Genomic DNA, 25881 nt, shown 5'->3' on the forward strand with positions numbered 1-25881 from the left:
CGTCTCCTAGCTTTCGAGGTCCGTGTCCGACACGGAGAGCATGGCCATCTTGCGGCCCGTTTCGGGGTCTCGTCCCGTCATCACGCCGACGCGCAGCTTCGGCTCGCGCCAGGTGGTCGAGTGGTAGAATTGGCCGAGGAGGCTCTCGGTCTCGCGCAGCCTCTCCGCCGCGACTTCCGCATCGCGCCAGGCGGTGAAGGCCGCGACCGTCGCCTCGACCTCTGCCGTCTCGTCGAGGAGGGCGCAGCCGAGGAACTGCCCGTCGCCCTCGGGGACGACCTGCAGGATGAGGTTCTCGCCCGCGACATAGGTGGTGCCGGGCAGGTCGCCGTCGTCCATCACCTCCGCGAAACGCGCCGCGCCGCCCTCGGTCAGACCTTCCGTCACGGGCCTCTCGACCTCGGACATCGGGGTCAGGCAGCGGTCGACGAAAAGCGTCCAGCCCTCCGTCTCGGCCATCCCCGCGCCGGTCGAGGCCAGCGCGACCGCGCCCGCCCGCATCAGGAGTCCCGCGTCAATCATGCGCGACCCCGAGATAGGCGTCGATCACGGCCTGGTTGCCGCGCACCTCGTCGGGAGTGCCGTCGCCGATCTTGCGGCCGTAGTCCATGACGACCACGCGATCCGAGAGGTCCATGACGACGCCCATGTCGTGCTCGATGAGGGCGATGGTCGTGCCGAACTCGTCGTTCACGTCGAGGATGAAGCGGCTCATGTCCTCCTTCTCCTCGACGTTCATGCCGGCCATCGGCTCGTCGAGCAGCAGGAGCGACGGTTCGGCCGCGAGCGCACGGGCCAGCTCCACGCGCTTCTTGAGGCCGTAGGGCAGGCGGCCCACCGGCGTCTTGCGGATCGCCTGGATCTCGAGGAAGTCGATGATCCGCTCGACGGCGGCGCGGTTCTCGACCTCCTCGGCCTGGGCCTTGCCCCACCAAAGGGCCTGCGCGAAGAGCCCTGTCTTCATGTGCCCGAGCCGCCCGCACATCACGTTGTCGAGCACCGACATGCCCTCGAAGAGCGCGATGTTCTGGAACGTGCGCGCGACACCCTGCTGCGCGACCGCATAGGGCTTCATCGGCGGACGCTTCTCGCCCCGGAACCAGACCTCGCCCTCCTGCGGCACGTAGAAGCCCGAGATGACGTTGAGCATCGAGGACTTGCCCGCCCCGTTCGGCCCGATGATCGCCCGGATCTCCCCTTCGCGGATGTCGAAGGAGATATCCTTGATCGCCTCCACGCCCCCGAACCGCAGCGTGATGTTCCGCAGGTCGAGGACCGTGCCGCCGATCGTGCGGCCGTCGGGGGTGGTGAAGTTGTCAGTGTCGAGCATCGCGACCTCCATCAAACTTTCGGCGAAGACCGCCACCGATCCCGATCAAAACGACTCCTAGGGCGATTGCGATGATCCCCATGGAACCCGTGCCGGACGTGAATAGCCCCCATCCGGCGGACAGACCTCCTAACGCGATGACTAAATACGGGAGGTATCTCACTCCGCCGCCTCCAGCGTCTTCGTCTCCACCGCCACCACCTCGGCGTCGCACATCTTCACCGTCGCGCGGATCTTGCCCTTGCGGCCGTCTTCGTAGGTCACGTCGGTTTCGGTGTAGACCTCCTCGGCATCGCCGTAGAGCCCGTCGATCAGGTCGGCGTATTTCTCCTCGATGATGCGGCGGCGCACCTTCTGGGTGCGGGTCATCTCGTCGTCGTCGGCGTCGAGCTGCTTGTGCAGCACGAGGAAGCGGTGGATCTGGCAGCCCGAGAGCATCTCGTCCTCGGCGACGGACCGGTTCACCGTGTTGACGTGATCGGTGATCGTCTCGATCACGCGGGGGTGCTGGGCCAGTTCCTGATACGACGCATAGGCGATGTTGTTGCGCTCGGCCCAGTTGCCCACGGCGGTCAGGTCGATGTTGACGAAGGCCACGCACCGGTCGCGGGTGTTGCCGAAGACCACGGCCTCGTAGATGTCGGGGAAGAACTTGAGCTTGTTCTCCACGAACTTCGGGGCGAACAGGGCACCGCTCGCCATTTTGCCCACATCCTTGGCCCGGTCGATGATGCGCAGGTGGCCGGTTGCGTCTTCGATGAAGCCCGCGTCGCCGGTCGCGACCCAGCCCTCCGGGTCCTTGGTGGAAGCGGTCGATTCGGGGTTGTTGTAGTATTCGACGAAGGTGCCCGGCGAGCGGTAGAAGACCTCCCCGCTCTCGTCGATCCGCAGCTCCACCCCGGGCGTCGGGGTGCCCACCGTGTCGGAGCGGACCTCGTTGTCCTTCTGCTGGGTGATGAAGACCGAGGCTTCGGTCTGGCCGTAGAGTTGTTTCAGGTTGATGCCGATGGAGCGGTAGAAATCGAAGAGCTCCGGCCCGATCGCCTCGCCCGCGGTATAGCCCACGCGCACGCGGCTGAGGCCGAGCGTATTCTTGAGCGGGCCGAAGACCAGAAGCTCGCCCAGCCGGTACTTGAGCCGGTCCATCGCGCCCACCGGCTCCCCGTCGAGGAGCTTCGGGCCGATGGTCTTCGCATGGGCCATGAAGTGGTCGAACATCCGCTTCTTCAGGCGGCTCGCGTCCTCCATGCGGATCATCACGTTGGTCAGCTGCCCCTCGAAGACGCGGGGCGGGGCGAAGTAATAGGTCGGCCCGATCTCGCGCAGGTCGTGCATGATCGTGTCCGCGCTCTCGGGGCAATTGACGGTGAAGCCCGTGACCATGGCCTGCCCGATCGAGAAGATGAAATCCCCGACCCAGGCCATCGGCAGATAGGCCAGCACCTCGTCCGTCTGTCGCAGCCCGTCGAAGTTGGAGGACGCGATGGAGGTGGCGACGATGTTGTCGTGGCTCAGCACCACGCCCTTCGGCTTGCCGGTGGTGCCCGAGGTATAGAGCATCACGCAGGTCGTCGCCCCGGTCTGCTGCGCGCGGCGGCGGTCCATCTCGGCGCGGTCGCTCTCGGCCTCCGTCGTGCGCAGGTCGGCCATGGAGGACATTTCCGAATGGTCGTATTTCCGCAGGCCCCGCCCGTCGAGGTAGACGACATGGCGCAGACCCTCGATCCGGTCGCGGACCTCGATCACCTTGTCGACCTGCTCCTGGTCGCCCGCGATCACGAATTTCGCGGCGCAATTGCCGAGGACATAGGCGATCTCCTCGCCGACCGCGTCCTGGTAGAGCGGCACCGGGATGCCACCGGCGCATTGGACGGCGACCATCGACATATAGAGTTGCGGGCGGTTGCGGCCGATGATGGCCACGTGCTCCCCGATTTCGAGCCCCAGCAGGATGAGGCCGCGCGCCATCTCCTCGATCTCGGCCTTCGCCTCGGCCCAGGTCCACTGCTGCCAGATGCCGAATTCCTTCTCGCGGTAAGCGGCAGACGCACCGAACTCGGCCGCGTTGCGGTCCAGGAAAGCCGGAATCGTGGCAAGCTCGGTCATGGCATGGTCCTCCCCCGCGCTCCTCCCCGAGCGCGGCCCTGCCGGCAGACTGCGCGCCGATTCCTTCACGGCTATTGCCGAATTCTAACGAATTGTAACGGCTTGCCGCGGCCCGCCGCCGTGGTAGCCTTCGCCCCCGTGACCAGTACGCGCTCCACCACCGCCCGCCTGACGCAGGCCGGGCTCAACCTGATCGGTCAGGCGCTCTCGATCTATGACGCGGACCTGCGCCTCGCCGTCTGCAACCGGCCCTTCGCCACGATGTTCGACCTGCCCGACCGGCTAACCCGGCCGGGCACCTCCTTTGCCGAAACGATCCGCTACCTGCTGGAGCGCGGGGAATACGGCGAGGTGGAGGACATCGACGCGATGCTCGACGAGCGCGTCGCGCAGGCCCGCGCCTTCGAGCCGCACTACCTCGAACGCACCCGTCCCTCGGGGCAGATCATCGCGGTCGAGGGGTCGCCCCTGCCGCAGGGCGGGTGGGTCACCGTCTATACCGACATCACGGCAAGCCGGGCGCAGGAGCGTCTCTTGCGCGCGCGCTCGGAGGTGCTCTCCGAGCAGCTTCTCGAACGGCACGAGGCGCTGGAGCTCGCCAACCGCAAGCTCGCGGCCAGCAACGCGGCGCTGCGCGAGGCGCAGGCCGAGGCGACCGAGATGGCCGCGCGCATCCAGCTGACGACCGAGATGCTGCCCGCGCATATCGCCCGGCTCGACCGCGACCGGCGCTACACCTTCTCGAACCGCCGCCTCGGCGCGGTGATGCCCGGCGCGCAGTCCGACATTCTGGGCCTCACGATGGAGGAGGCGCTCGGGCCGCGCACCTATGTCGATATCAAGCCCCGCCTGACCGCCGCCCTCGAGGGCGCGCCCTCCGTGTTCGAGATCACGCACGAACCCTCGGCGCGGCGCATCCGCATCAGCTTCACGCCCGACACCTCCGAGGGGGAGGTCACCGGCGTCTACGCGCTCTCGGTCGACATCACCGAGGAGGCGCAGGCCCGCGCGGCGGTCGCCCAATCGGCGGGGCGGCAGGTGGCCGCGCAACTGACGAGCGGCATGGCCCACGACTTCGCCAACCTGCTGACGGTGATCCTGGGCCTCAAGGACAGGCTCGCCGGGCTCGACCTGCCGTCCGACGCGGTGCCAGCGGTGGAAGCGATCGGGGTGGCCGCGACCCGGGGCGGGGCCCTCATCGACCGGATCGCGCGTCTGTCCGGCCCGCGCGATCTGGTGCCCCGTGCGACGGATCTGGCCGCGTTCCTGGCCGAAGCCGTCCTGCTCGCCGAGGCGTCGCTGCCCGGGGGGATCACGCTTTCGACGCGGGTGGAGGGCCTCGATACACCCGTCCTCCTCGACCCGGAGGCGCTGCGGGACGCGGTGCTGAACCTCGTCCTGAACGCGCGCGACGCCATCGGGCCGGAGGCGGGCCGGATCGAGATCGCCGCCGTCAACATCCGCGATACCTGGGTCGAACTCTCCGTCACCGACAGCGGCCCTGGCTTCAGCGCGCAGGCATTGGAAAAAGGGGTGGAGCCGTTCTTCACCGAGAAGGGGGAGGATGGCACGGGCCTCGGCCTCTCGATGGTCTACGACCTCGTGAAACTTGCCGGCGGCCGCACGCGCCTGTCGAATGCAGACGGCGGCGGTGCCCGCGTGAGCCTGCGCCTGCCGCTGCGCCAGCCGCCACCCGGCCCTGCCCCCACGCTCGTCCTGCTGGTCGAGGATGCGGCGCACATCCGCGAGGCGGTGCGCGACCGGCTCGTCGCGGCCGGTCATTCCGTCGTCGAGGCGGCAAGTGTGGCCGAGGCCAAGGACGTCATGGCGATCGACGGCATCGGCATGGTCCTCTCCGACATCATGCTGAAATCCTCCGAGACGGGTCTCGATCTCGCCCGCCTCGCCGCCGAACGCGACCTGCCGGTGGCACTGATGACGTCGCTGCCGCTCGACGCGCCGCTCTACCGGGAGGCCGCGACCGACTGGCCCGTGATCCGCAAGCCCTTCACGCTCGAGAAACTGGCGGCGGCGCTGGCATGAGGCCCCGATGACACCGCGTGTTGCCCTCCTCGACGACGACCCGGAGATCCGGGATCTGCTGGGCACGGCGCTCGAAGCAGCGGGGATGCAGGTCGCCACCTATGCCCGGGCCGAGGCCTTCGAGGCCGCGCTGCGGCAGGCCATGCCCGACGTCTGCCTCGTCGATCTCGGGTTGCCCGATCGCGACGGGCTCGCCGTCGTCTCCCGGCTTGCGCTCGAAGGCGGCGCGGCGATCATCATCATCTCCGGGCGCGGCCAGTTGCAGGACAGGATCACCGGCCTCGAACTCGGGGCCGACGACTACGTGGTCAAGCCTTTCGAGCCGGCCGAGATCGTCGCGCGCGTGCGGGCGCGCCTGCGGAAGGAACGGGCCGCCCCCGCCCGCAACATTGCCCGCTTCGGGCCTTTCGTCGCCGACTTCGATCGCTTCGTCCTGACCGGGCCCGCCGAGCAGGTGAAGGGCGGCGAAGTGACCTTCAGCCAGGCCGAGGCCGCGATCCTGCGGCTCTTCCTCGAACGGCCGCGGCGGCTTCTGTCGCGGGCGGAGATGCAGGAGGCGCTCGGCGGCGCGGCGGGCGAGAGCTTCGACCGCGCGATGGACGTCCGCATCTCGCGCCTGCGCGCGAAACTCGGCGAAGACCCGAAGGCTCCGGCGCTCATCAAGACGATCTACGGCGCGGGCTACATCTTCCTCGGCGACGTGATCTGGTCGGGCGTCTAGCCACGCCCGTCATGGTCGGGCTCGACCCGACCATCCCGCGCCACTTCGGGTTACGCCGCCACCTCTGATCCGAGCATCCGCGTCCGGTCGAGCCGGCCCCGATGGATGCCGCCTGCACCCAGGATCACGAGGCCGTCTTCCTCAACCGCCTCCCAGTTCCCCGCGACACCGTCGAGCGGCTCCGAGACGAGCGCATGTCCACCGCTGACGAGCGGCGCTTTCGAGAGGTAGAGCGACGGGGCGCGCCGGTCGCCCGAGTGGCGGAAGCCGATGATCCGTGCGCCATCGGACAGAAGGCAGGTCAGCCGGTTTGGCGCGCCGGCCGGCTGCAGCGCGGCAAGTGCGGCGACGGTTCGCTCGATCGCCGCAACCGGATCGGCGTCGAGCCCGTTCGCCAGAAGCGTCAGGAACAGGATCTCGCTGTCCGTCGATCCCTGCCGCCGCGCATAGAAGGCATTGGGAAGCGCGGCCTCGAGCCGGCGTCGAAGCCCCTCGAACCCGGCGACCTGCCCGTTGTGGGCGAAGGCCCAGCGGCCAACGGCGAACGGGTGGCAGTTTGTCCGGCTCGTCCCGCCCGTCGTGCCGGCACGCACATGGGCGAGGAACAGCGGCGCGCGGATCACGCGGCAGAGGCTCGTCAGGTTGCCGTCGGACCAGGCCGGCATCACGTCGCGGTAGAGGCCCGGCTCCGCGTCATGGCCGGTGTACCAGACCATTCCGAAGCCATCACCGTTAACGGCGAGCTTGGCCTCGTTCGCGTGCTGCGCCTGTTCGAGGAGCGAGTGGCGGGGCCGCGTGATGATCCGCTCTAGCGGGATCGCGGGGCCGGCATAGCCCAGAAGACGGCACATCTTCAGTGGCGGTCGGCGATCTTGGCGTGCAGCGCCTTGATGCGCGCGCTGGCCGTCGTCTCGAAGAGTGGCGGAATCAGCGCATGGATGAGCGCCGCGCCGCCGGCCAGAAAGAGCGCACCGGCAAAGCCGAGTGCGAACCGCATATGGCCGAAATAGCTTTCGTTCACCGAGGCGGGATGATCGTGAAAGCCACGGATGAATTGGGCGATCTGGGTCATGGGTTCTCCTGTTGTCTTTCCTGTAAATATGGCGAGGAGCTGCGCGAAATCGTCCCAAACATATTGATGATAGATTATAGATTGGGATATCGTCCCAATCATGGATCTAGTCGTGGACGAAATGGACTTGCGGATCCTGCGCGTGCTGCAGGCCGATGCGACGCAGAGCCTCGATACGCTCTCCGAGCAGGTCGCCCTGTCGCGCAATGCCTGCTGGCGGCGGATCCGTCGGATGGAGGAGGGCGGGATCATCCGCGAACGCGTGGCCCACCTCGATGCCGCGCGACTTGGCCTCGGCCTCTCGGTCCTCGTGATGATCCGCGTCGGCACGCATGATCCGGCGTGGCTGACCCGGTTTCAATCGGTGGTCGCCGCCATGCCCGAGATCCAGGGCGCGCACCGGATGACGGGCGATCTCGACTATGTGCTCCGCGTGCGGGTCGCGGACGTGGCCGACTACGACCGGTTCTACAAGGCGCTGATCGGGCGCGTGGACATGGCCGACATCTCGGCGAGCTTCGTGATGGAGGACATCAAGGACACGACCGCGCTGCCGATCTGACGGCACTCTCCGAGGCGGGCGGCCTAGGCAAGGCGCGCGGCGGCCCCGGCGAGGATACGCAGGCAGGTCACGAGGTCGGCCTCGGCCGTATCCTCCTCGAAGGCGTGGCTGATCCCGCCGATCGAAGGGGCGAAGAGCATGCCCACCGGCATCAGCCGGCTCACGTTCGTCGCGTCGTGCAGCGCTCCCGAGGGCATCCTGCGCCAGGCCCCCGGGGCCTCGACCTCGGCTGCTGCTGCTGCAAGTGCGTCCTGAAGGTCCGGGTCCATCGCGACGGGCGGCAGGCCGCTCGTCTCGGACACCTCGAGCGCGAGCCTGGCCGACGCGGCGACGGCGTCGAGCGCATCCCGGATCGCGGCTTCCATCCGGTCGAGCCGCCCGGCCTCCGCGTCGCGCCACTGCACGGTGAACCGCACGCGGCCCGGCACCGCGGAGGGTGCATTCGGATGTAGTTGCACGTGCCCGATCGTCCAAACGGACTGCGGCGTGGCGATGTTGCGCAGGGCGTCGCGGATGGCGTGATCGGCGTCCGAAAGCCCGCGCAGCGCATCGACGCGCAGGTGCATCGGCGTGGTGCCCGCGTGGTTCTGCCGTCCCGTCAGCGTCACGTCGATCTGCCGCAGGCCGACGATGGCCGTCACCACGCCCGCGCGCTCCCCCGCGGTGTCGAGCACCGGTCCCTGCTCGATATGCGCCTCGAGGTAGGCCGCGAAGCGGGCCGGGTCGGGGAAGTCGCCCGTGGCGGGCAGGGCACGGCGGGCGGTGCCGAAACTGACACCATCGAGATCCGTGAGCGCGTCGGCCTCTGCAAGCGGCAGCGCGCCCGACCAGATTTCGGAGCCGGTCGTCGCGCCGAAGCGGCCCTCCTCGTCCTGGAAGCTGACGACGGAGACGCCGGGATTGGCCCGTGCGACCGCCAGCCCCGCGATCACGCCGAGCGCGCCGTCGAGCCAGCCGCCTTCGGGCTGCGTGTCGGTGTGGCTTCCGATCAGGAGCGGCCCGCCGAGGCCCCAGACGTTGCCCGCCGGGTCGATCACCGGTTCGAGGCCGGCCTCGGCAAATTGTTCCGCGAGCCAGAGCCGCGCCGCCACGTCCTCGGGTGAGAAGGCGCGGCGGACGACGCCCTTGTGCGCGTCGCTCACGCCGCCGATGGCGCGCAGGGCGTGCAGCTCGGCTAGGAAGCGGTCGGGGTCGAGATCAGCCATAGTCCTTCTCCCTGTGCCAGCGCAGATAGTCCGGATGCGGCCAGTGCCGGCGGTCGACCTCGTCGAGGAGGAGGCGGTGCTCCGGGTTCACCAACCGCTCGACCGTCGGCAGGTCCACCTTGTTGTGCGAGATCAGAAGGGAGTGATCGTCGGCCACGCGGATGAGCCCGCGGTCGAACATCCAGTGCAGCGTGCCCGAAAGGGCGATGCCATTGCGCACGACATCGGGTCCGCCATCCTTGACCGACCGGATATGACAGGCCTGCACCTCGGCCCGGCCTCCGCCGTTCCGGAGCCGCAGCGCCGAGATCGCGCAGCGCCCGCCGTAGGCGCGGCGCACCATCCGGGCAAAGGCTGCGTCTCGGGCGGGACGGGAGGTGAGGACGTGGCGGCGATCGTGTTCGAAGGTCGCGGCGTCTTCGGCCACCTGCCAGAGCGGCCCGTCGCGCGGGTGCGCGTCGATGTCCGGCACCTCCTGCAGCCCGGCATTAATGATGGCGGCGAAGTCGGCCGGCGAGACGCGGCGCACGGCGAGGGTGTTATTGCCACCCTTGAGCGCGAGACGGCTCTCGAAACGGGTACCGTCGAGTCGTGTCCGCGGCACCACCTTCTCGAAATCAAGGGCCGATTTCGGATCGAGATCGGCGTAGAAGTGATCGCGGTCCATAGGATCGGGCCGGATCGCTAGGACCTTCTGAACATGTGTGTATCCATAGGCACCCTTCCGACTTTCGTAGAAGACCACCCAGTCGCCGACACACTCTTCAAGGATGCCGAGATACATTCTGGGAAAGTGATAGTGCAGCCCATGGGCGTCGTCGTAGATGGAGGCGGGGTTCTGGATCAGGACGGCGTGACTCACACCTCCTCCACCATGGCGACGCCGGGGAGGGAGCGGAGCGCGCCCTTCACCTTCGGGTTCACCGGGTAGAGATCGGGCAGGCGCAGCTCCACCTCGCCCGGAAGGTCGTCGCCCAGCAGGCAGAGGTGCATCGGTCCCCGCCCGCGCGCGCCGCTTTCCTTCGACAGCCGGTCGAGCAGTCCCTGGAGCGGGCCAACGGCCTCCGGCTCGTCGACGAAGACGCGCAGGCCGACCTGCGGTGCCTGATCCACGGCGTCGTCCATCGGGGTGACGGCACGGGCGAGGAGCTTGAGTTGATCGGCCTCCTGCGTGGCCTCGACCTGAAGGATCACGCGGCAGCCGGCCTCCAGATGCTCCCGGTGGGCGTCGAGCGTGTCGGAGAAGACCATGGCCTCGTAGGCCCCGGTCGGGTCGCTCGCCTGCAGGAAGGCGAACCTATTGCCGCGGGCCGACTTACGCTCTTGCCGGGCCGAGACGATGCCGGCGATCTTGGCCACCATCGGACCGTTCCGGCTCTGCGTCTGCACGTCGGCGAGCGTCATCACCTTCTGCCGCTTGAGCGCGATCATGTAATCGTCGAGCGGATGGCCCGAGAGATAGAAGCCGATCGCCTTGAATTCCTCGCCCAGACGCTCGGCCGGGAGCCAGTCATCGCGGAAGGGCAGGCGGGGTTCGGGCAAGTCGTCGCCCGCTTCGCCGAAGAGCGAGACCTGATTGGAGGCGCGCTGCTCGAAGATCGCGCCGGAATAGGCCACGAGCCCATCGAGCGCTTCCAGGACGCGGGCCCGGTTGTCGTCGATCTGGTCGAAGGCTCCGGCGCGGGCCAGCATCTCCAGCGGACGCTTGCCCACGCGCTTGAGGTCGACCCGGCGGGCGAAATCGTAGAGCGTGGAGAAGGGCGTCTCGCCGCGCCCTTCGATCACCAGTCCCATGGCCTCCACGCCCACGTTCTTGAGCGCGCCCAGCCCGTAGACCAGCTTGCCGTCCGCCACCGTGAACCGCGCCCGCGAACGGTTGACGCAGGGCGGCACGATCTCGAGCCCGAGGCCCCCGCGGTCCTCGGCCTTGCGCACCTCCTCGGCATAGACGGCGAGCTTGTCGGTCAGGTGGATGTCGCTGTTCATGATCCCGGCCATGAACTCGACCGGGTGGTTCGCCTTGAGCCAGGCCGTCTGATAGCTGACGACGGCATAGGCGGCGGCGTGGGACTTGTTGAAGCCATAGTTGGCGAACTTGTCGAGGAGCTTCCAGACCTCGTCGGCCTTCTTCGCGTCGACCCCGTTCTTCGCCGCGCCCTCGAGGAAGATCGGTTTCTGCGCGTCCATCTCGGCCTGAATCTTCTTGCCCATGGCGCGGCGCAGCAGGTCGGCACCGCCAAGCGAATAGCCCGCCATCTCCTGCGCGATCTGCATCACCTGTTCCTGGTAGACGATGATGCCCTGCGTCTCGTCGAGGATGTGGTCGATGGAGGGGTGCAGCTTGTCGCGGGCCGACAGCCCGTTCTTGACCTCGCAATACTTCGGAATGTTCTCCATCGGACCGGGCCGATAGAGCGCGACAAGGGCCACGATGTCCTCGATACAGGTGGGTTTCATGCGCCGCAGCGCGTCCATCATGCCCGTCGATTCCACCTGGAACACGGCGACAGTGCGCGCGGCCGAGTAGAGGTCATAGCTCGCCTTGTCGTCGAGCGGGATGGCGTTGATGTCGTTTTCGGTCCCCGGTGCCGGCTCGTAGAGGTGCCGCCCATCAGCGGCGACGTGGATGTCGCGTCCCTGTGCACGAATCAGCTCTACGGCGTTCTGCACCTGTGTCAGCGTCTTGAGGCCCAGGAAGTCGAACTTCACGAGGCCGGCCTTCTCCACCCATTTCATGTTGAACTGGGTCGCCGGCATGTCCGAGCGCGGGTCCTTGTAGAGCGGCACCAGTCGGTCGAGCGGGCGGTCCCCGATCACCACACCCGCGGCGTGGGTCGAGGCGTTGCGGAGAAGGCCCTCCAGCTTCTCGGCGTAGTCGAGGAGCCGCTTGACGGGATTCGTGCGCCCCTCCCGCCGGTCCTGCTCGCTCTCGCGGGCGGCTTCGCGCAGGCGCGGCTCCTCGGCCAGGGCCTTGGTGATGGAGACCGGCTTCACCCCCTCGACCGGGATCATCTTCGACAGCTGGTCGCACTGGAAGTACGACATGCCCAGCACCCGCCCCACGTCGCGCACCGCGGCCTTCGACAGGAGCGCGCCGAAGGTGATGATCTGGCCCACCTTGTCGCGGCCATACTTGTCTTGGACGTACTGGATGACCTCCTCGCGGCGGTCCATGCAGAAGTCGATGTCGAAGTCTGGCATCGAGACCCGCTCGGGGTTCAGGAACCGCTCGAAGAGAAGCGCATAGCGCAGCGGGTCGAGGTCGGTGATCGTGAGCGCATAGGCCACCAGCGACCCCGCGCCCGAGCCGCGTCCCGGTCCGACCGGAATGTCGTGCTCTTTGGCCCATTTGATGAAGTCGGCGACGATCAGGAAGTAGCCGGGGAAGCCCATCCCCTCGATGATGCCGAGCTCGTAGTCGAGCCGCTTCTCGTATTCCTCCACGGGCGCGGCATGGGGGATGACGGCCAGACGCGCGCGCAGGCCCTCCTCCGACTGGCGACGCAGCTCCTGCACCTCGTCATCGGCGAACTTCGGCAGGATGGGGTCGCGCCCGTAGGCCTTGAAGGCGCAGCGCCGCGCGATCTCGACGGTGTTCTCCACCGCCTCGGGCAAGTCGGCGAAAAGCGCCGCCATCTCCGAGGCGCTGGCGAAGTGGTGGCGCGGCGTGACCTGCCGGCGCGGGGCCTGCTGATCGACATAGGCTCCTTCGCCGATACAGAGGAAGGCGTCGTGGGCCTCGTGCATCCTGGCCTCGGGAAAATACACGTCGTTCGTCGCCACGAGCGGGAGGCCACGGGCATAGGCCTGCTCGACGTGGAAGCGCTCGGTCGGTTCCGGGGCGCGCTGGCGTTGCAGCTCTACATAGAGGCGGTCGCCGAAGATGCCGTGGAGCCGGCCGAGCAGATTCTCCGCCTTCGCCTCCTGCCCCTCAGATACGAGCCGCCCGATCGCCCCGTCCGGCCCGCCGGTCAGGCAGATGACGCCCGCGGAGAACTCCTCCAGCTCCTCCACTGTCACCTGCGGCACCATCTCGGGCCGGTTGAGATAGAGGCAGGAATTGAGCCGCATCAGGCATTCGTATCCCGTTTCGTTCTGCGCCAGCAGGACGACGGGCGCGGGCTTGCGCGGCTTCTCCCCCGGCGCGGCCGGGTCGTGCATCAGGTCGATCTGGCACCCCATGATCGGCTGGATGCCCTTGCCGGCGAGTCCTGTCGCCGCCTCGAGCCCCGCGAACATGTTGTTGGTATCCGTCACCGCGACCGCGGGCATCCCGTTGCGCGCGACGAGGTCGGGCAGCGCCTTGAGCCGCAGCGCCCCCTCGAGCAGCGAATACTCGGTATGGACGCGCAGGTGTATGAATCGAGGATCGGACATGCCCTATATCTAGCGATCCGGATGTCCTGTCGAAAGCCCGTTCTATGGTTGACGCCGGGCCGCGCGCGGCGAAGTCTGCACCGATGATCCCCTGGCTTCTCCTCCTTGTCGCGGGCCTTCTGGAAGTGGTCTGGGCGGCCGCGCTCAAGGCTAGCGATGGCTTCGCCCACCCCGGGTATGCCGCCCTCACGGCCGTGTCCGCCGCCGCGAGCTTCTGGCTCCTCGGTCTCGCCATGCGGGATCTGCCGCTCGGCACCGCCTATTCCGTCTGGGTCGGCATCGGGGCGGCGGGCGCGGTGATCTTCGGGATCGTCTGGTTCGGCGACCCGGCCACGCCCCTGCGGCTCCTGGCGCTCGGCATGATCCTCGGGGGCGTCGCGCTCCTCAAGGTGGCGGGCTAGCCCACGAGCGCGATGTGCACCGCGTTTGCCGCAGGCCGACCGCCGTCGAAGCGACCACCTGGACGAAGGCCGTGCCCACGAACGCGATCAAAGGGCCGACACCGCGGATCGCAAGGGCGACGAGTTTCCGTTCGCCCCGTCCGCCGGGGCGTCGCGCGACACCGGCCCCGATCGAGGCCCCGCCCTTGCAAATCGGCCCCCGGGCGGGTTTCATCATCTGCGCTCCTTCTACGCCGCATCGAAGGAGCGGTTCCCGGCATCTGGTATCGCGGCGAAAGACGACATGGACATTCCCTTCCGTCTCAACGGCGAGGACACCCGAGCCACGACCGATGACCCGACGACGACGCTCCTCGACTGGCTGCGTGAGAGCCGGGGCCTGACGGGCACGAAGGAGGGCTGCAACGAGGGCGACTGCGGGGCCTGTTCCGTCATCGTGACCGGGCCGGACGGGGTGCCGAAGGCGCTCAACGCCTGCATCCTCTTCCTGCCCCAGCTTGCCGGCAAGGCGGTGCGCACGGTCGAGGGGCTCGCCGGGCCGGACGGCACGCTCCATCCGGTGCAGCAGGCCATGGTCGACGAACATGGCTCCCAATGCGGCTTCTGCACGCCCGGCTTCGTCACCACGATGGCCGCCGCCCACGCGCGCGGCGCGACCGATCACGCCGACCAGATCGCCGGCAACCTCTGCCGCTGCACGGGCTATGCGCCGATCCTGCGCGCCGCCGAGGAGGCGGCCAGGGCCCCGGTGCCGGATCAGATGAGCGAGGCCCCCGTCTGCGCTTCACACATCCTCGGGTCCGATCACCGTCACCCGCAAACCGCCGACGATCTGGCGGATTGGTATATCGACAACCCCGACGCCACGCTCGTTGCGGGGGCGACCGACGTGGGCCTCTGGGTGACGAAGCAGTTCCGCCCGTTGGGCAAGCTCGCCTTCCTCGCCGGCTGCGACGACCTGAAGGGGATCGAGATCACGGAGGACGAGATTTCCATCGGCGCGATGTGCGACATGGAGACCCTGCGCCACGCCATCGCGCCCCATTTCGCCAGCTTCGCGGAGCTTCTTCGGCGCTATGGCTCGGTCCAGGTGCGCAACGCGGCCACCCTCGGGGGCAACATCGCCAACGGCTCGCCCATCGGTGACAGCCCGCCGCCGCTCATCGCACTCGGGGCGACGCTGCACCTGCGACGGGGGGACGACCGGCGGTCGATGCCGCTCGAAGACTACTTCCTCGACTACGGCAAGCAGGACCGGCAGCCGGGCGAGTTCGTCGAGCGCGTGACGATCCCGCGGCAATCCGACGCGCTCGTCTGCCACAAGCTGTCGAAGCGGTTCGATCAGGACATCTCCGCCGTCTGCGGGGCGTTCAATCTAACGGTCGAGGACAAGACGGTCACGGCCGCCCGCGTGGCCTTCGGCGGCATGGCCGGTACGCCGAAACGGGCACCCGCGACCGAGGCCGCGCTCGTCGATCAGCCCTTCACCCTGGAAACGCTGGAGCGGGCGGCAAAATCCTTGGCGAAGGATTTTACCCCGCTGAGCGACATGCGGGCCTCCGCCGACTACCGTCTGCGCGCCGCGGAGGGGATGCTGCGCCGTCTTGCGAGCAACGCGCCGTCGGTGCTGGAGGTGCGCCCGTGACCGTCGCGAAGCCCTTGCCGCACGAAAGCGCCCGCCTGCACGTCACCGGCACCGCGCGCTATACCGACGACGTTCCCGCGCCCACGGGCTGCCTGCATCTCGCCTTCGGGGTTGCCGAGGTGGCGCGCGGCAGGCTCGACGCGCTCGACGTTTCGGCCGTTCGGGCCGCATCCGGTGTCGTGGCGGTCTTCACGGCCGATGACCTCGACCCGATGCCCGATTGCTCTCCCTCGCTCCACGACGAGCCGCTCCTCTGCACCGGGGAAATCCACTACGCGGGCCAGCCGCTCTACCTTGTGGTGGCGGAGAGCCACCTCGACGCGCGCAGGGCGGCCCGGCTGCACCGGGCGGAGGTGACCGAAGGAGCGCCGCTCCTGACGATCGAGGATGCGCTTGCCGCCGAGAGCTGGTTCGACGGCGGGCCGCGCGTCTGGACGGACGGCGATGTCGAGGCCGCGCTCGCCGCCGCGCCCCATGTCGTGACCGGGCAGATCGAGATGGGCGGGCAGGAGCATTTCTACCTCGAGGGGCAGGCGGCGCTCGCGCTACCCTCGGAGGCGGGCGAGATGCACGTGCTGACCTCCACGCAGCACCCGACGGAGATCCAGCACAAGGTCGCGGACGCATTGGGCGTGCCGATGCACGCGGTCCGCTCCGAAGTGCGGCGCATGGGCGGCGGCTTCGGCGGCAAGGAGAGCCAGGGCAACGCGCTCGCCGTGGCCTGCGCCGTCGCGGCGCGGGCGACGGGGCGTGCCTGCCGGATGCGCTACGACCGCGACGACGATTTCGTCGTCACCGGCAAGCGCCACGACTTCCGCATCGCCTACGAGGTGGGTCACGACGACGCGGGCCGGGTGCTGGGCGTGAAGTTCCGCCACTGGACGCGCTGCGGCTGGGCGCAGGATCTGTCGCTTCCCGTCGCCGACCGCGCGATGCTGCACGCCGACAACGCCTACGACATCCCCGCGATGTCGATCGAGAGCTGGCGGCTGCGCACCAACACCCAGTCGGCCACGGCCTTCCGCGGCTTCGGCGGGCCGCAGGGGATGCTCGGGATCGAGCGGGTGATGGATCACGTGGCCTACGTCGTCGGGCGCGATCCGCTGGAGGTACGGCGGCTCAACTTCTACGCCGATGCAGAGGATGACCGCACGGGAAACGGCCGCACGCATTATGGCCAGGATGTCTCCGACTTCTGTCTGAACGCGCTCGTCGACCGACTGGCCGACACGAGCGACTACGCCGCCCGACGCGCCCGGGTGGCCGAATGGAATGCCGACAACCCGGTTCTCAAGCGCGGGATCGCGCTGACGCCGGTGAAGTTCGGCATCTCCTTCACCCTGACGCACCTCAATCAGGCCGGCGCGCTGGTCCACGTCTATGCCGACGGCTCGGTCCACCTGAACCACGGCGGCACGGAGATGGGTCAGGGGCTGCACTCCAAGGTGGCGCAGGTCGCCGCCGGCCGCTTCGGCTGCGACCCGGCCCGGATCAAGGTGACGGCCACCGACACGGGCAAGGTGCCCAACACTTCGGCCACCGCGGCCTCCTCGGGGGCGGATCTGAACGGGATGGCCGTCAAGGCCGCCTGCGACACGATCCGCGACCGCATCGCCACCTTCCTGGCCGAGACGCATCAGGCCGATCCTGCGTCCGTCGTTTTCGCGGGGGACGCGGTGCGCGTCGGCGGGGAGAGCTACCCCTTCGAGAAAGCGGCGACGATGGCCTATGCCGGTCGCGTCCCGCTCTCCTCGACGGGGTTCTACGCGACGCCCGAGATCAGCTGGGACAGGGAGGCAGGCCGGGGCCGGCCGTTCTACTACTTCGCCTACGGCGCGGCCTGTTCGGAGGTGGTGATCGACACGCTGACGGGCGAGAACCGCATCCTGCGCGCCGACATCCTGCATGACGCGGGGGCGTCCCTGAACCCCGCGCTCGACCTGGGGCAGGTGGAGGGCGGCTTCGTACAGGGCGCGGGCTGGCTCACGACGGAGGAGTTGGTTTGGGACGAGAGGGGCCGTCTGCGCACCCATGCGCCCTCGACCTACAAGATCCCCTGTGCCTCGGACGTGCCCGAGGTCTTCAATGTCGACCTCTGGGCGGGCGCGAACCGGGAGGAGACGATCTATCGCTCCAAGGCCGTGGGCGAGCCGCCCTTCATGCACGGGATCAGCGTGCTGATGGCCCTGTCCGACGCCATCGCCGCCTGCGGCGACGGCTACCCCGCACTTGACGCGCCGGCCACGGCGGAGCGGGTGCTCGGCGCGGTGCGGGCGATTTCGTGACGCTCGACGTCGAACGGCTGGCGGCGCTTCTGGCGGCGCATGGCCCGCTTGCCCGCGTCGTGGTGGCCGAGGCGCGGGGGTCCGTGCCCCGCGGAGCGGGCACGGCGATGCATGTGTGGGAGAGCGGCTTCGACGGCACGATCGGCGGCGGGGCGCTGGAATGGCAGGCGCTCGCCGCCGCGCGTGAGGTATTGCTGCGGGGCGGGTCTCGGGTGCTGCGCCTGCCGCTCGGACCCGCGCTCGGGCAGTGCTGCGGCGGGGCGGTGACGCTGGTGATCGAGCGGCTGGACGCGGTGCCCGAAACCCCGTGGCTGCGCCGGGTCGAGGGCACGGCGGCGGCCCCGTCGCTCGACGGGTTCGCCTTTGCCGACGGCTGGCTGCGAGAGGAAGCGCGCGCGCCCGCGCGGCCCGTCTGGATCTGGGGTGCGGGCCACGTCGGCGCGGCGCTCGCCGCCGTCCTCGCCCCGTTGCCCGATGTCGCCCTCACCTGGATCGACGAGAGCGCGGCCCGCTTCGACGCCCTCGGCCTCGGGCCGCAGGAGCCACCGGGCGTGACGCGCCTCGTCGCCACCGACCTGCCGCGCGCGATGGCCCATGCCCCCGAGACGGCGGCGCATCTCATCGTCACCTACAGCCACGACCACGATCTCGCGCTCTGCCATGCCGCGCTGACGCGGGGGTTCGGCTTTTGCGGGGTCATCGGATCGGCCACCAAATGGGCGCGCTTCCGGTCACGTCTCGCCGCGCTCGGGCACGCAGAGGGGACGATCGCGCGCATCACCTGCCCGATCGGCGACCCGGCTCTCGGGAAACATCCGCAGGCCATTGCCGTCGGCGTCGCGGCCAGTCTACTGTCGCAATGGCTGCCGGTGGCGGCCACAGGGGAGACGACCGTTTGACCACGCTTCTGCAGCTCGACGGGCTGACCAAGGCCTACCCCGGTGTAGTCGCGAACGACGACGTGTCCTTCGCGATCCGCGCCGGCGGGGTCCATGCGCTGCTGGGTGAGAACGGGGCGGGCAAGTCGACCCTGGTGAAGACGATCTACGGTCTCGTGAAGCCCGACAGCGGCAGCATGACCCTGAAGGGCGCGCCCTTCGCCCCCGCCGAGCCGCGGGCCGCGCGGGCGGCGGGCGTGGCTATGGTCTTCCAGCATTTCAGCCTGTTCGAGGCGCTCTCGGTGGCCGAGAACGTCGCGCTCGGCATGGAGAATCCGCCGCGCCTGCGCGATCTGGCGGCGCGTATCCGCGAGGTGTCCGAGACCTACGGCCTGCCGCTCGACCCGGGCCGGCGCGTGGGCGACCTCTCGGCCGGGGAGCGGCAGCGGGTGGAGATCATCCGGTGTCTGCTCCAGGACCCGAGCCTTCTCATCATGGACGAGCCGACCAGCGTCCTGACCCCGCAGGAGGTGGAGATCCTTTTCGCCACGTTGCGCAAGCTCTCGGCGGAGGGGACGTCGATCCTCTACATCTCGCACAAGCTCGAGGAGATCCGCGCGCTCTGCGATGCCGCGACGATCCTGCGCGGCGGGCGCGTGGTGGGCGAGGTCGATCCACGAACGACGTCGGCAGCCGAGCTCGCCGAGCGCATGGTCGGCACGAAGCTGACCGCGCCGAAGGCCGTCGCCGGCGACGCGGGCGAGGTCGTGCTCGCCGTCGCGGAGCTTTCGCTGCCCCCGGTGTCGCAGTTCGGCACCCCCTTGCAGGAGGTCGGCTTCACCGTGCGCGCGGGCGAGGTTCTGGGCATCGGCGGGGTGGCGGGCAACGGGCAGGACGAGCTCCTCGCCGCGCTCTCGGGCGAACGGCTGAGCAAGGTCGGAAGCATCACGCTCGACGGCACCGACCTGTCGCGCAGGGGGCCGACGATGCGGCGCGCCGCGGGCCTGCTGACCGGGCCGGAGGAACGGCTGGGACATGCCGCCGTGCCCGAGATGACGCTGGCCGAGAACGCCGCGCTGACCGGAGCCACACGCAAGGAGATGCTCGCGAACGGCTTTCTGGTCTGGGGCCGTGCGCGCAGCTTCGCCGACGAGATCATCGCCGCTTTCGATGTGCGCACGCCCGGCAACCACGTCGCGGCGCAAGCCCTCTCGGGCGGCAACCTGCAGAAATTCGTCATCGGTCGCGAAGTGCTTCAGGCCCCGCGCGTCCTCATCGTCAACCAGCCGACCTGGGGCGTCGACGCCCTTGCCGCGGCGGCAATCCGTCAGGCGCTCCTCGATCTCGCGGGGCAGGGCGCGGCGATCGTCGTCATCAGTCAGGATCTCGACGAACTCCTCGAGATTTCCGATCGCTTCGTGGCGCTGAACGGCGGACGGCTCTCGGGCGACGTGCCGACGGCGACGCTGACGATGGAGAAGATCGGCCTGATGCTCGGCGGGGCCCACGACATGGAGGTGGCGCATGTCTGACATCCGCCGGAACCGGTCCGCATGATCCACCTCGAGCGCCGCCCGACCCCCTCGCGCGCCTGGGGCGCGGCCTCCCCGCTGCTGGCGGTCGCGCTGACGATGGTGGCGGGCGGGCTGATGTTCGCGGCGCTCGGCAAGGACCCACTGGAGGCACTGCGCACGATCTTCTGGGATCCGGTGCTGGGCGAATTCGCGTGGTATTTCCGCGGCCAGATCCTCGTGAAGGCCGGACCGCTCATCCTGATCGCCGTGGGCCTCGCGCTCGGCTTCCGCGCGGGCGTCTGGAACATCGGGGCCGAGGGGCAGTACATCGTCGGTGCCATCTGCGGCGCGGCGGCGGGGCTGGTCTTCTATCCGACCGACAGCGTGCGGATCTTTCCGTTCATGGTCGTCTTCGGTGCCTTCGGCGGCATCGCCTGGGCGATGATCCCGGCGCTTCTGAAGGTGCGGCTCGGCACCAACGAGATCCTGGTGTCGCTCATGCTCGTCTACGTGGCCGAGAACCTGCTCGCCTCGGCCGCCGTGAACTGGCTGCGCAACCCCGACGCTGTGGGCTTCCCCGGCTCGCGCAACCTTGCCCGGTGGGACGCCTCGGCGAACCTCGAACTTATCGAGGGCACCGGCATCCACTGGGGGGTCGTCGCGGCCCTGATCGCGGTGATCTTCGCCCATGTCATGCTGACGCGGCACCTGATGGGCTTTCAGGTGCGGCTGGCCGGAGCCTCGCCGCGGGCGGCCCGCTTCGGCGGGGTCAACACCGGCCGCCTTATCGTGCTCTGCCTCGGCTTTTCCGGGATGCTGGCCGGGATGGCGGGCCTCTTCGAGGTGACGGGTCCGGCGGGCCAGATCTCCATCGACTTCGCATCCGGATACGGCTTCACCGCGATCATCGTGGCTTTCCTCGGGCGGCTCAACCCGCTCGGCATCGTCGCGGCGGGGCTCCTGATGGCGCTGACCTACGTCGGCGGCGAGGCGGCCTCCGCGAACCTCGGCCTTCCGTCGGCGGCGATCTCGGCCTTCCAGGGGATGCTGCTGTTTTTCCTGCTGGCGGTGGACGTCCTGACGAACTTCCGGGTCAGGGTCGGCAAGGGGGTGGCGGCGTGAGCGGCGCGACGGAGGAACGCGGAGTGGTCCGCCTTGTCCCCGTCTTCGCGGTCTGCGTCCTACTTGGTGCGACGATTCTTGCCCTGCCGCTGGTCCTGGCGGTGGGAACGTTCGGGGTCGCCCCGGTCGTGACGCTCGTGGCGCTGTCCTGTGCGGCGGGGCTCGCCTTGGCGCGCGGTCCCGGCGCGGCCCGCCTGCGGGCAGTCCTCGGAGGCGCGGCCTGCGGCGCGGGCGCGTCGCTTGTCGCGGTCATCCTGATGTTGGGTGGGAGCTGACATGGACGTGCATGGCCTGTCTCATCCTCCAGTAGCGGAGGCAGATTTTCGGATTTGGATGCTCGCAACCCAGTCGGAACGGAGGTCCGCGACTGCCCGGGTGGGCGCGGACGTGCCCGCCATGGGGCGGGCAGGCGCGTGCCGATCCGCGCGGCGGATCGGCGAAGCAGTGGCGGCGGACGCCGCGACAAGTCCACGCCCGATGGGTACCATCGGGCAGCCCCCGACCGCCCCCATGGGCGGGGGCAAAGCCCCCCCCCGCGGCCGGGGACTGCCCTTACCGCGTCATGCCGACATTCGATGCCAGTCGAGGAGACAGAGATGGACCTGAGCAGCATCTCCCCCGCCCTCCTCATCGCCTCCCTGATGGTGGCCGCCACGCCGATCCTGCTCGCCGCGCTCGGGGAGATGGTGGTCGAGAAGGCCGGCGTGCTGAACCTCGGGGTCGAGGGCATGATGATCATGGGGGCCGTCTGCGGCTTCATCGCCGGAGTGGAGAGCGGATCGCCCTGGCTGGGCTTCCTGTCGGCCGCCGTAGGAGGCGCGGCGATGGCGCTCCTCTTCGGCGTGCTCACGCAGGTGCTGCTGTCGAACCAGGTGGCGACGGGGCTTGCGCTGACGCTCTTCGGCCTCGGGCTGTCGAGCCTCCTCGGCCAAGGCTACGTTGGCATCAAGACGAACACGCTGGGCCGGATCGACCTCGGGCCGCTGACGGACATCCCCTTCTTCGGCCGCGTCCTCTTCGGGCATGACCCGATCGTCTATCTCTCGATCCTCCTCGTCCTCGGCGTCTGGGCCTTCCTCAAGTACACCCGCGCGGGCCTCGTCCTGCGCGCGGTGGGCGAGAGCCACGACGCCGCCCATGCGCTCGGCTACGGCGTGCGGCGCGTGCGGCTGATGGCGATCGCCTTCGGCGGGGCCTGCGCGGGCCTCGGCGGGGCCTATCTCAGCCTCGTGCGGGTGCCGCAGTGGACCGAGGGCATGACCGCCGGCGCGGGCTGGATCGCGCTCGCCATCGTCGTCTTCGCCAGCTGGCGGGCGGGCCGCGTTCTGGCGGGTGCCTATCTTTTCGGCGGGATCACCGTCCTGCAGCTCAACCTCCAGACGGCGGGGGCACGGGTGCCGGTCGAGCTTCTGTCGGCCGCCCCCTATCTTGTCACCATCCTCGTGCTCGTGCTTATTTCGCTGCGCGCCGGGCGAGGCGGGGATGCGCCCGCCTGTCTCGGCAAACCATTCCACGCCTCGAGTTGAACGGGGCGGGTTCCAACGGGAGATCACGCATGACACTCAAGACCCTTCTGGCCGGCGCGATGGCGCTCGGCCTCGCCACGCCGGCGCTGGCCCAGGACGATCCGGTGAAGGTCGGCTTCATCTACGTCGGGCCGATCGGCGACGGCGGCTGGACCTACCAGCACGATCAGGGCCGCCTCGCGGTCGAGGAGCATTTCGGCGACGCGGTCGAGACCGTCTATCAGGAGAGCGTGCCGGAAGGCGCGGACGCCGAGCGCGCGATCACCCAGATGGCGCTGCAGGGGGCGGACCTCATCTTCACCACGTCGTTCGGTTACATGGATGCGACCAACGCCGTCGCCGCCAAGTTCCCCGACGTGAAGTTCGAGCACGCCACCGGCTTCAAGCGCGAGCATCCGAACGTCTCGACCTACGATGCGCGCTTCTACGAGGGCCGTGCCGTGACGGGCACGATCGCCGGGCATCTGACCGAGACGAACAAGATCGGCTATATCGCCTCCTTCCCGATCCCCGAGGTCATCCAGGGAATCAACTCGTCGTTCCTACACGCGCAGAAGGTGAACCCCGACATCGAGATGGTCGTGACTTGGGCCTACACCTGGTTCGACCCCGCGAAGGAGGCCGATGCCGCCCGCGCCATGATCGACCAGGGCGTCGACGTGATCCTGCAGCACACCGACTCGACGGCCCCGCAGGCCGCCGCGCAGGAAGCCAACGAGAACGGCGGCCGCGTCTTCACCTTCGGTCAGGCCTCCGACATGGCGGAGTTCAAGCCGACGCCGCGCGTCGCATCCATCATCGACGACTGGTCGCCCTATTACATCGAGCGCGTCCAGGCCGTGATCGACGGCACCTGGGAGCAGCAAGCGAGCTGGGGCGGGATGCCCGAGGGCGAGGTCGTCATCGGTGAGATCACCGATGCGGTCCCGGCCGAGGTGAAGGCCGAGGCCGAAGCGATGATCGCCGCGATCACCGCGGGCGAGTACCACCCGTTCACCGGCCCGATCAATCGCCAGGACGGCTCGGCCTGGCTCGCCGAGGGCGAGGTCGCCGAAGACGGCGCGCTCCTCGGGATGGACTTCTACATCGAGGGGCTGACGGGCGACATTCCGAACTGAGCTTCGCCGTTTGATCCGGACGTGCCCGGCGGAGCGATCCGGCGGGCACTTTTCTTGCGGGCAAGGGCTGCGCTGCCCTCCTCGGGCTCGACCCGAGGATCTCCCCATCCCGCGAGATGGCCGGGTCAAGCCCGACCCTGACGCGGACCGGGGCGCACCCGCCGTGTCCCGATCGCACGACAACACCCGGCGGATCGCTCCGCCGGGTGTCCTCGCTTCACCGTGGCTATGCTGGGGAGGAAACCACGGCTGTCCGATCAGGACGGAAGCAGCCCCGCATCCACCGCATCCTGCAGTTCGGTTGCGCTCAGCACGCCGTCGGCGTCGGTATCCATCGCCGCGAAGCTCTCGGCGGTCATGTCGGGGAAGGCCGTCTGCAGCTCTTCCAGGGACACGTTCCCGTCGCCGTCCGCGTCGAGAGCCCCCTGCGCCATGAGCGGCGTCGCGAGGGCCACGGTGATCGCGGCCGTCGTGATGAAGGATTTCATACTTGCACTCCTGATAGGCTCGGGCGCTTGGGTTCGCCCGCCCCCTGTTGACCACCTTCGTCGGCCGGTCGCCCCTTCGGCGGGCCATCGCCCCGGTTTCACGCGCCTCGCCGCCGGTTCGCCGCTTCGCGCTGCGCATGTTTTCGCGCTTCCAAGTCGCCTCTGGCGCGACCGGCGGAAAGACTCCCTGCCATGGGTCCGATCCGGCCCTTTTCTGCCGAACGGTCCGTTTCAGGATCGGATCGACCTTGAAGGGCGCGGCCTCGGTTCCGTGATGTCCCGCCCCGTTCCGACTCGTGCGGTCATGTCGGCGGTTCGGTCCGGTGCAGCGTCGGATAATCGACGTAGCCTTCCGCTCCGCCGCCGTAGAACGTGTCGCCGTCGGCTTCGGTGTAGGGGCCGCCCGCCGCGATGCGCACCGGCAGGTCCGGGTTGGCGAGGAAGAGGCGCCCGTAGCAGATCGCATCGGCCCGCCCGTCGGTGAGCCATGCCGCGCCCTCCTCCGCATCGAAGCCCCCGTTGACGACGAAGGGCCCGTCGAAGGCCGCGCGCATCGCGGGCACGACCGCTTCCGCCGCCTCCGCGTCACCGCCGCCATGGCTGTTCGGGCGGACGACGTGGAGATAGGCCAGCCCGCGCCCGGCACAGAGCTTCGCCGCCGCCGCGTAGGTGCCCGTCGGGTCGTCGTCGTGGCTTCCGCCCGCGCCGCCGGTCGGCGAAAGGCGGATGCCGATGCGGTCGGGCTCCATCTCCTCGGCCAGCGCGTCGAGGATCTCGCCGACGATGCGGATGCGGTTCTCGACCGGCCCGCCGTAGCGGTCGTCGCGCCTGTTGACGGAAGAGCGGATGAACTGGTCGAGCAGGTAGCCGTTCGCCGCGTGCAACTCCACGCCGTCGAAGCCCGCGGCCAGGGCACATCGCGCCGCGTGACGGTAATCCTCGATCAGCCGCGGGATCTCGTCTGTCCGCAGCGCGCGCGCCTCGGGGTGGGGCACGGTCGGGCCGTCGGGGTGATAGTCGCCGACGAAGGCCTGCCCCTCGGGCGTCCAGGTGGAGGAGGACACCGGCGGTTCGCCGTCGTGGAAGCACGAATGGCTGATCGCGCCGACGTGCCAGAGCTGGCAGAAGATGCGCCCGCCCGCGTTATGGACGGCGTCGGTCACGAGCGCCCAGCCCGCGACCTGATCGTCGGTGTGGATCCCGGGCGTCCAGGCATAGCCCTGCCCCTCGGTGCTGATCTGTGTGGCCTCCGACACTATCAGCCCGGCCGAGGCGCGCTGCGCGTAGTAGAGCGCATGGAGCGGCGTCTGCACGTGCCCGGGCACCTTCGAGCGGGAGCGCGTGAGCGGGGCCATGACCATGCGGTTCGCGAGAGTGATCGGGCCCATCGGCAGCGGCTCGAACAGGGGGGCGACGGCGTCTTTCATCTCGGTCTCCTTCGGAATTGTCCTGTCAGAACCCGCAGGCCGGAGATCGGTTTCCCGCCCC

Annotated in this window: 22 protein-coding genes; 12 read left to right on the forward strand and 10 right to left on the reverse strand. The window is 69.1% G+C overall.

What is annotated here, in order from left to right:
- Nucleotides 1-6 precede the first annotated feature (6 nt).
- From HSX43_RS01915 to HSX43_RS01925, 3 genes are all read right to left on the reverse strand, one after another.
- Nucleotides 7-522 (reverse strand): hypothetical protein, encoded by a 516-nt coding sequence (locus HSX43_RS01915; RefSeq protein WP_179378391.1) that lies wholly within the window; start codon nt 520-522, stop codon nt 7-9.
- On the reverse strand, nt 515-1330 hold the full coding sequence (locus HSX43_RS01920; protein WP_179378392.1) for an ABC transporter ATP-binding protein: 816 nt from the start codon (nt 1328-1330) through the stop codon (nt 515-517). The genes HSX43_RS01915 and HSX43_RS01920 overlap by 8 nt, the downstream gene beginning before the upstream one ends.
- A 159-nt stretch (nt 1331-1489) precedes the next feature.
- Complete coding sequence (locus HSX43_RS01925; RefSeq protein ID WP_179378393.1) at nt 1490-3436, reverse strand: AMP-binding protein; 1947 nt, start codon at nt 3434-3436, stop codon at nt 1490-1492.
- Between the two features lie 138 nt (nt 3437-3574).
- On the opposite strand from HSX43_RS01925, the gene HSX43_RS01930 reads away from it, so the two are divergent.
- Nucleotides 3575-5479 (forward strand): PAS-domain containing protein, encoded by a 1905-nt coding sequence (locus tag HSX43_RS01930; RefSeq protein ID WP_328794946.1) that lies wholly within the window; start codon nt 3575-3577, stop codon nt 5477-5479.
- A gap of 7 nt (nt 5480-5486) precedes the next feature.
- On the forward strand, nt 5487-6200 hold the full coding sequence (locus HSX43_RS01935) for a response regulator transcription factor (RefSeq protein WP_179378395.1): 714 nt from the start codon (nt 5487-5489) through the stop codon (nt 6198-6200).
- A gap of 50 nt (nt 6201-6250) precedes the next feature.
- Here HSX43_RS01935 and HSX43_RS01940 read toward each other — a convergent pair whose 3' ends face one another.
- Together HSX43_RS01940 and HSX43_RS01945 are read right to left on the reverse strand one after the other, a co-directional pair.
- Nucleotides 6251-7051, reverse strand: a complete 801-nt coding sequence (locus HSX43_RS01940; RefSeq protein WP_179378396.1) for a class II glutamine amidotransferase — start codon at nt 7049-7051, stop codon at nt 6251-6253.
- A 2-nt stretch (nt 7052-7053) separates the two neighbouring features.
- Nucleotides 7054-7272: a DUF6356 family protein gene (locus HSX43_RS01945; RefSeq protein WP_179378397.1), complete on the reverse strand. Its 219-nt coding sequence runs from the start codon at nt 7270-7272 to the stop codon at nt 7054-7056.
- Nucleotides 7273-7372: 100 nt separating this feature from the next.
- Here HSX43_RS01945 and HSX43_RS01950 point away from each other — a divergent pair, with 100 nt between their 5' ends.
- Nucleotides 7373-7834: an Lrp/AsnC family transcriptional regulator gene (locus tag HSX43_RS01950; protein ID WP_179378398.1), complete on the forward strand. Its 462-nt coding sequence runs from the start codon at nt 7373-7375 to the stop codon at nt 7832-7834.
- Nucleotides 7835-7857: 23 nt separating this feature from the next.
- Here HSX43_RS01950 and HSX43_RS01955 read toward each other — a convergent pair whose 3' ends face one another.
- From HSX43_RS01955 to dnaE, 3 genes are read right to left on the reverse strand one after another with little or no spacing between them, the layout of a single operon-like run.
- Nucleotides 7858-9039, reverse strand: coding sequence for a hydantoinase/carbamoylase family amidase (locus tag HSX43_RS01955; RefSeq protein ID WP_179378399.1), 1182 nt, complete (start codon nt 9037-9039; stop codon nt 7858-7860).
- Entirely contained in the window at nt 9032-9901 is an 870-nt protein-coding gene (locus tag HSX43_RS01960; protein ID WP_179378400.1) for an HNH endonuclease, read from the reverse strand. The genes HSX43_RS01955 and HSX43_RS01960 overlap by 8 nt, the downstream gene beginning before the upstream one ends.
- Nucleotides 9898-13416 (reverse strand): DNA polymerase III subunit alpha, encoded by a 3519-nt coding sequence (gene dnaE, locus HSX43_RS01965; RefSeq protein ID WP_179378401.1) that lies wholly within the window; start codon nt 13414-13416, stop codon nt 9898-9900. Before dnaE ends, HSX43_RS01960 begins: the two co-directional genes overlap by 4 nt.
- Before the next feature lie 83 nt (nt 13417-13499).
- Between dnaE and HSX43_RS01970 the strand changes: the two genes are divergently transcribed.
- From HSX43_RS01970 to HSX43_RS02010, 9 genes are all read left to right on the forward strand, one after another.
- Complete coding sequence (locus HSX43_RS01970; RefSeq protein ID WP_208454440.1) at nt 13500-13817, forward strand: DMT family transporter; 318 nt, start codon at nt 13500-13502, stop codon at nt 13815-13817.
- A 283-nt stretch (nt 13818-14100) separates the two neighbouring features.
- Entirely contained in the window at nt 14101-15462 is a 1362-nt protein-coding gene (xdhA, locus tag HSX43_RS01975; RefSeq protein WP_179378402.1) for a xanthine dehydrogenase small subunit, read from the forward strand.
- On the forward strand, nt 15459-17747 hold the full coding sequence (xdhB, locus tag HSX43_RS01980) for a xanthine dehydrogenase molybdopterin binding subunit (protein ID WP_179378403.1): 2289 nt from the start codon (nt 15459-15461) through the stop codon (nt 17745-17747). The genes xdhA and xdhB overlap by 4 nt, the downstream gene beginning before the upstream one ends.
- Complete coding sequence (xdhC, locus tag HSX43_RS01985; RefSeq protein WP_179378404.1) at nt 17744-18646, forward strand: xanthine dehydrogenase accessory protein XdhC; 903 nt, start codon at nt 17744-17746, stop codon at nt 18644-18646. The genes xdhB and xdhC overlap by 4 nt, the downstream gene beginning before the upstream one ends.
- Nucleotides 18607-20157: an ABC transporter ATP-binding protein gene (locus tag HSX43_RS01990; protein WP_179378405.1), complete on the forward strand. Its 1551-nt coding sequence runs from the start codon at nt 18607-18609 to the stop codon at nt 20155-20157. Before xdhC ends, HSX43_RS01990 begins: the two co-directional genes overlap by 40 nt.
- A 21-nt stretch (nt 20158-20178) precedes the next feature.
- Nucleotides 20179-21261 (forward strand): ABC transporter permease, encoded by a 1083-nt coding sequence (locus HSX43_RS01995; protein ID WP_179378406.1) that lies wholly within the window; start codon nt 20179-20181, stop codon nt 21259-21261.
- Complete coding sequence (locus HSX43_RS02000) at nt 21258-21536, forward strand: hypothetical protein (protein WP_179378407.1); 279 nt, start codon at nt 21258-21260, stop codon at nt 21534-21536. Before HSX43_RS01995 ends, HSX43_RS02000 begins: the two co-directional genes overlap by 4 nt.
- A 321-nt stretch (nt 21537-21857) precedes the next feature.
- Complete coding sequence (locus HSX43_RS02005) at nt 21858-22787, forward strand: ABC transporter permease (RefSeq protein ID WP_179378408.1); 930 nt, start codon at nt 21858-21860, stop codon at nt 22785-22787.
- Between the two features lie 29 nt (nt 22788-22816).
- Nucleotides 22817-23905 (forward strand): BMP family ABC transporter substrate-binding protein, encoded by a 1089-nt coding sequence (locus HSX43_RS02010; protein ID WP_179378409.1) that lies wholly within the window; start codon nt 22817-22819, stop codon nt 23903-23905.
- 257 nt (nt 23906-24162) lie between these two features.
- Here the strand turns inward: HSX43_RS02010 and HSX43_RS02015 are convergent, their stop codons facing one another.
- Entirely contained in the window at nt 24163-24393 is a 231-nt protein-coding gene (locus tag HSX43_RS02015; protein ID WP_179378410.1) for an EF-hand domain-containing protein, read from the reverse strand.
- Nucleotides 24394-24695: 302 nt separating this feature from the next.
- A complete protein-coding gene (locus HSX43_RS02020) occupies nt 24696-25820 on the reverse strand; it encodes an alkene reductase (RefSeq protein WP_179378411.1) in 1125 nt (374 codons plus the stop codon).
- Nucleotides 25821-25881 lie beyond the last annotated feature (61 nt).

The sequence above is a fragment of the Jannaschia marina genome (genome assembly GCF_013404595.1).
Taxonomy (GTDB): domain Bacteria; phylum Pseudomonadota; class Alphaproteobacteria; order Rhodobacterales; family Rhodobacteraceae; genus Jannaschia; species Jannaschia marina.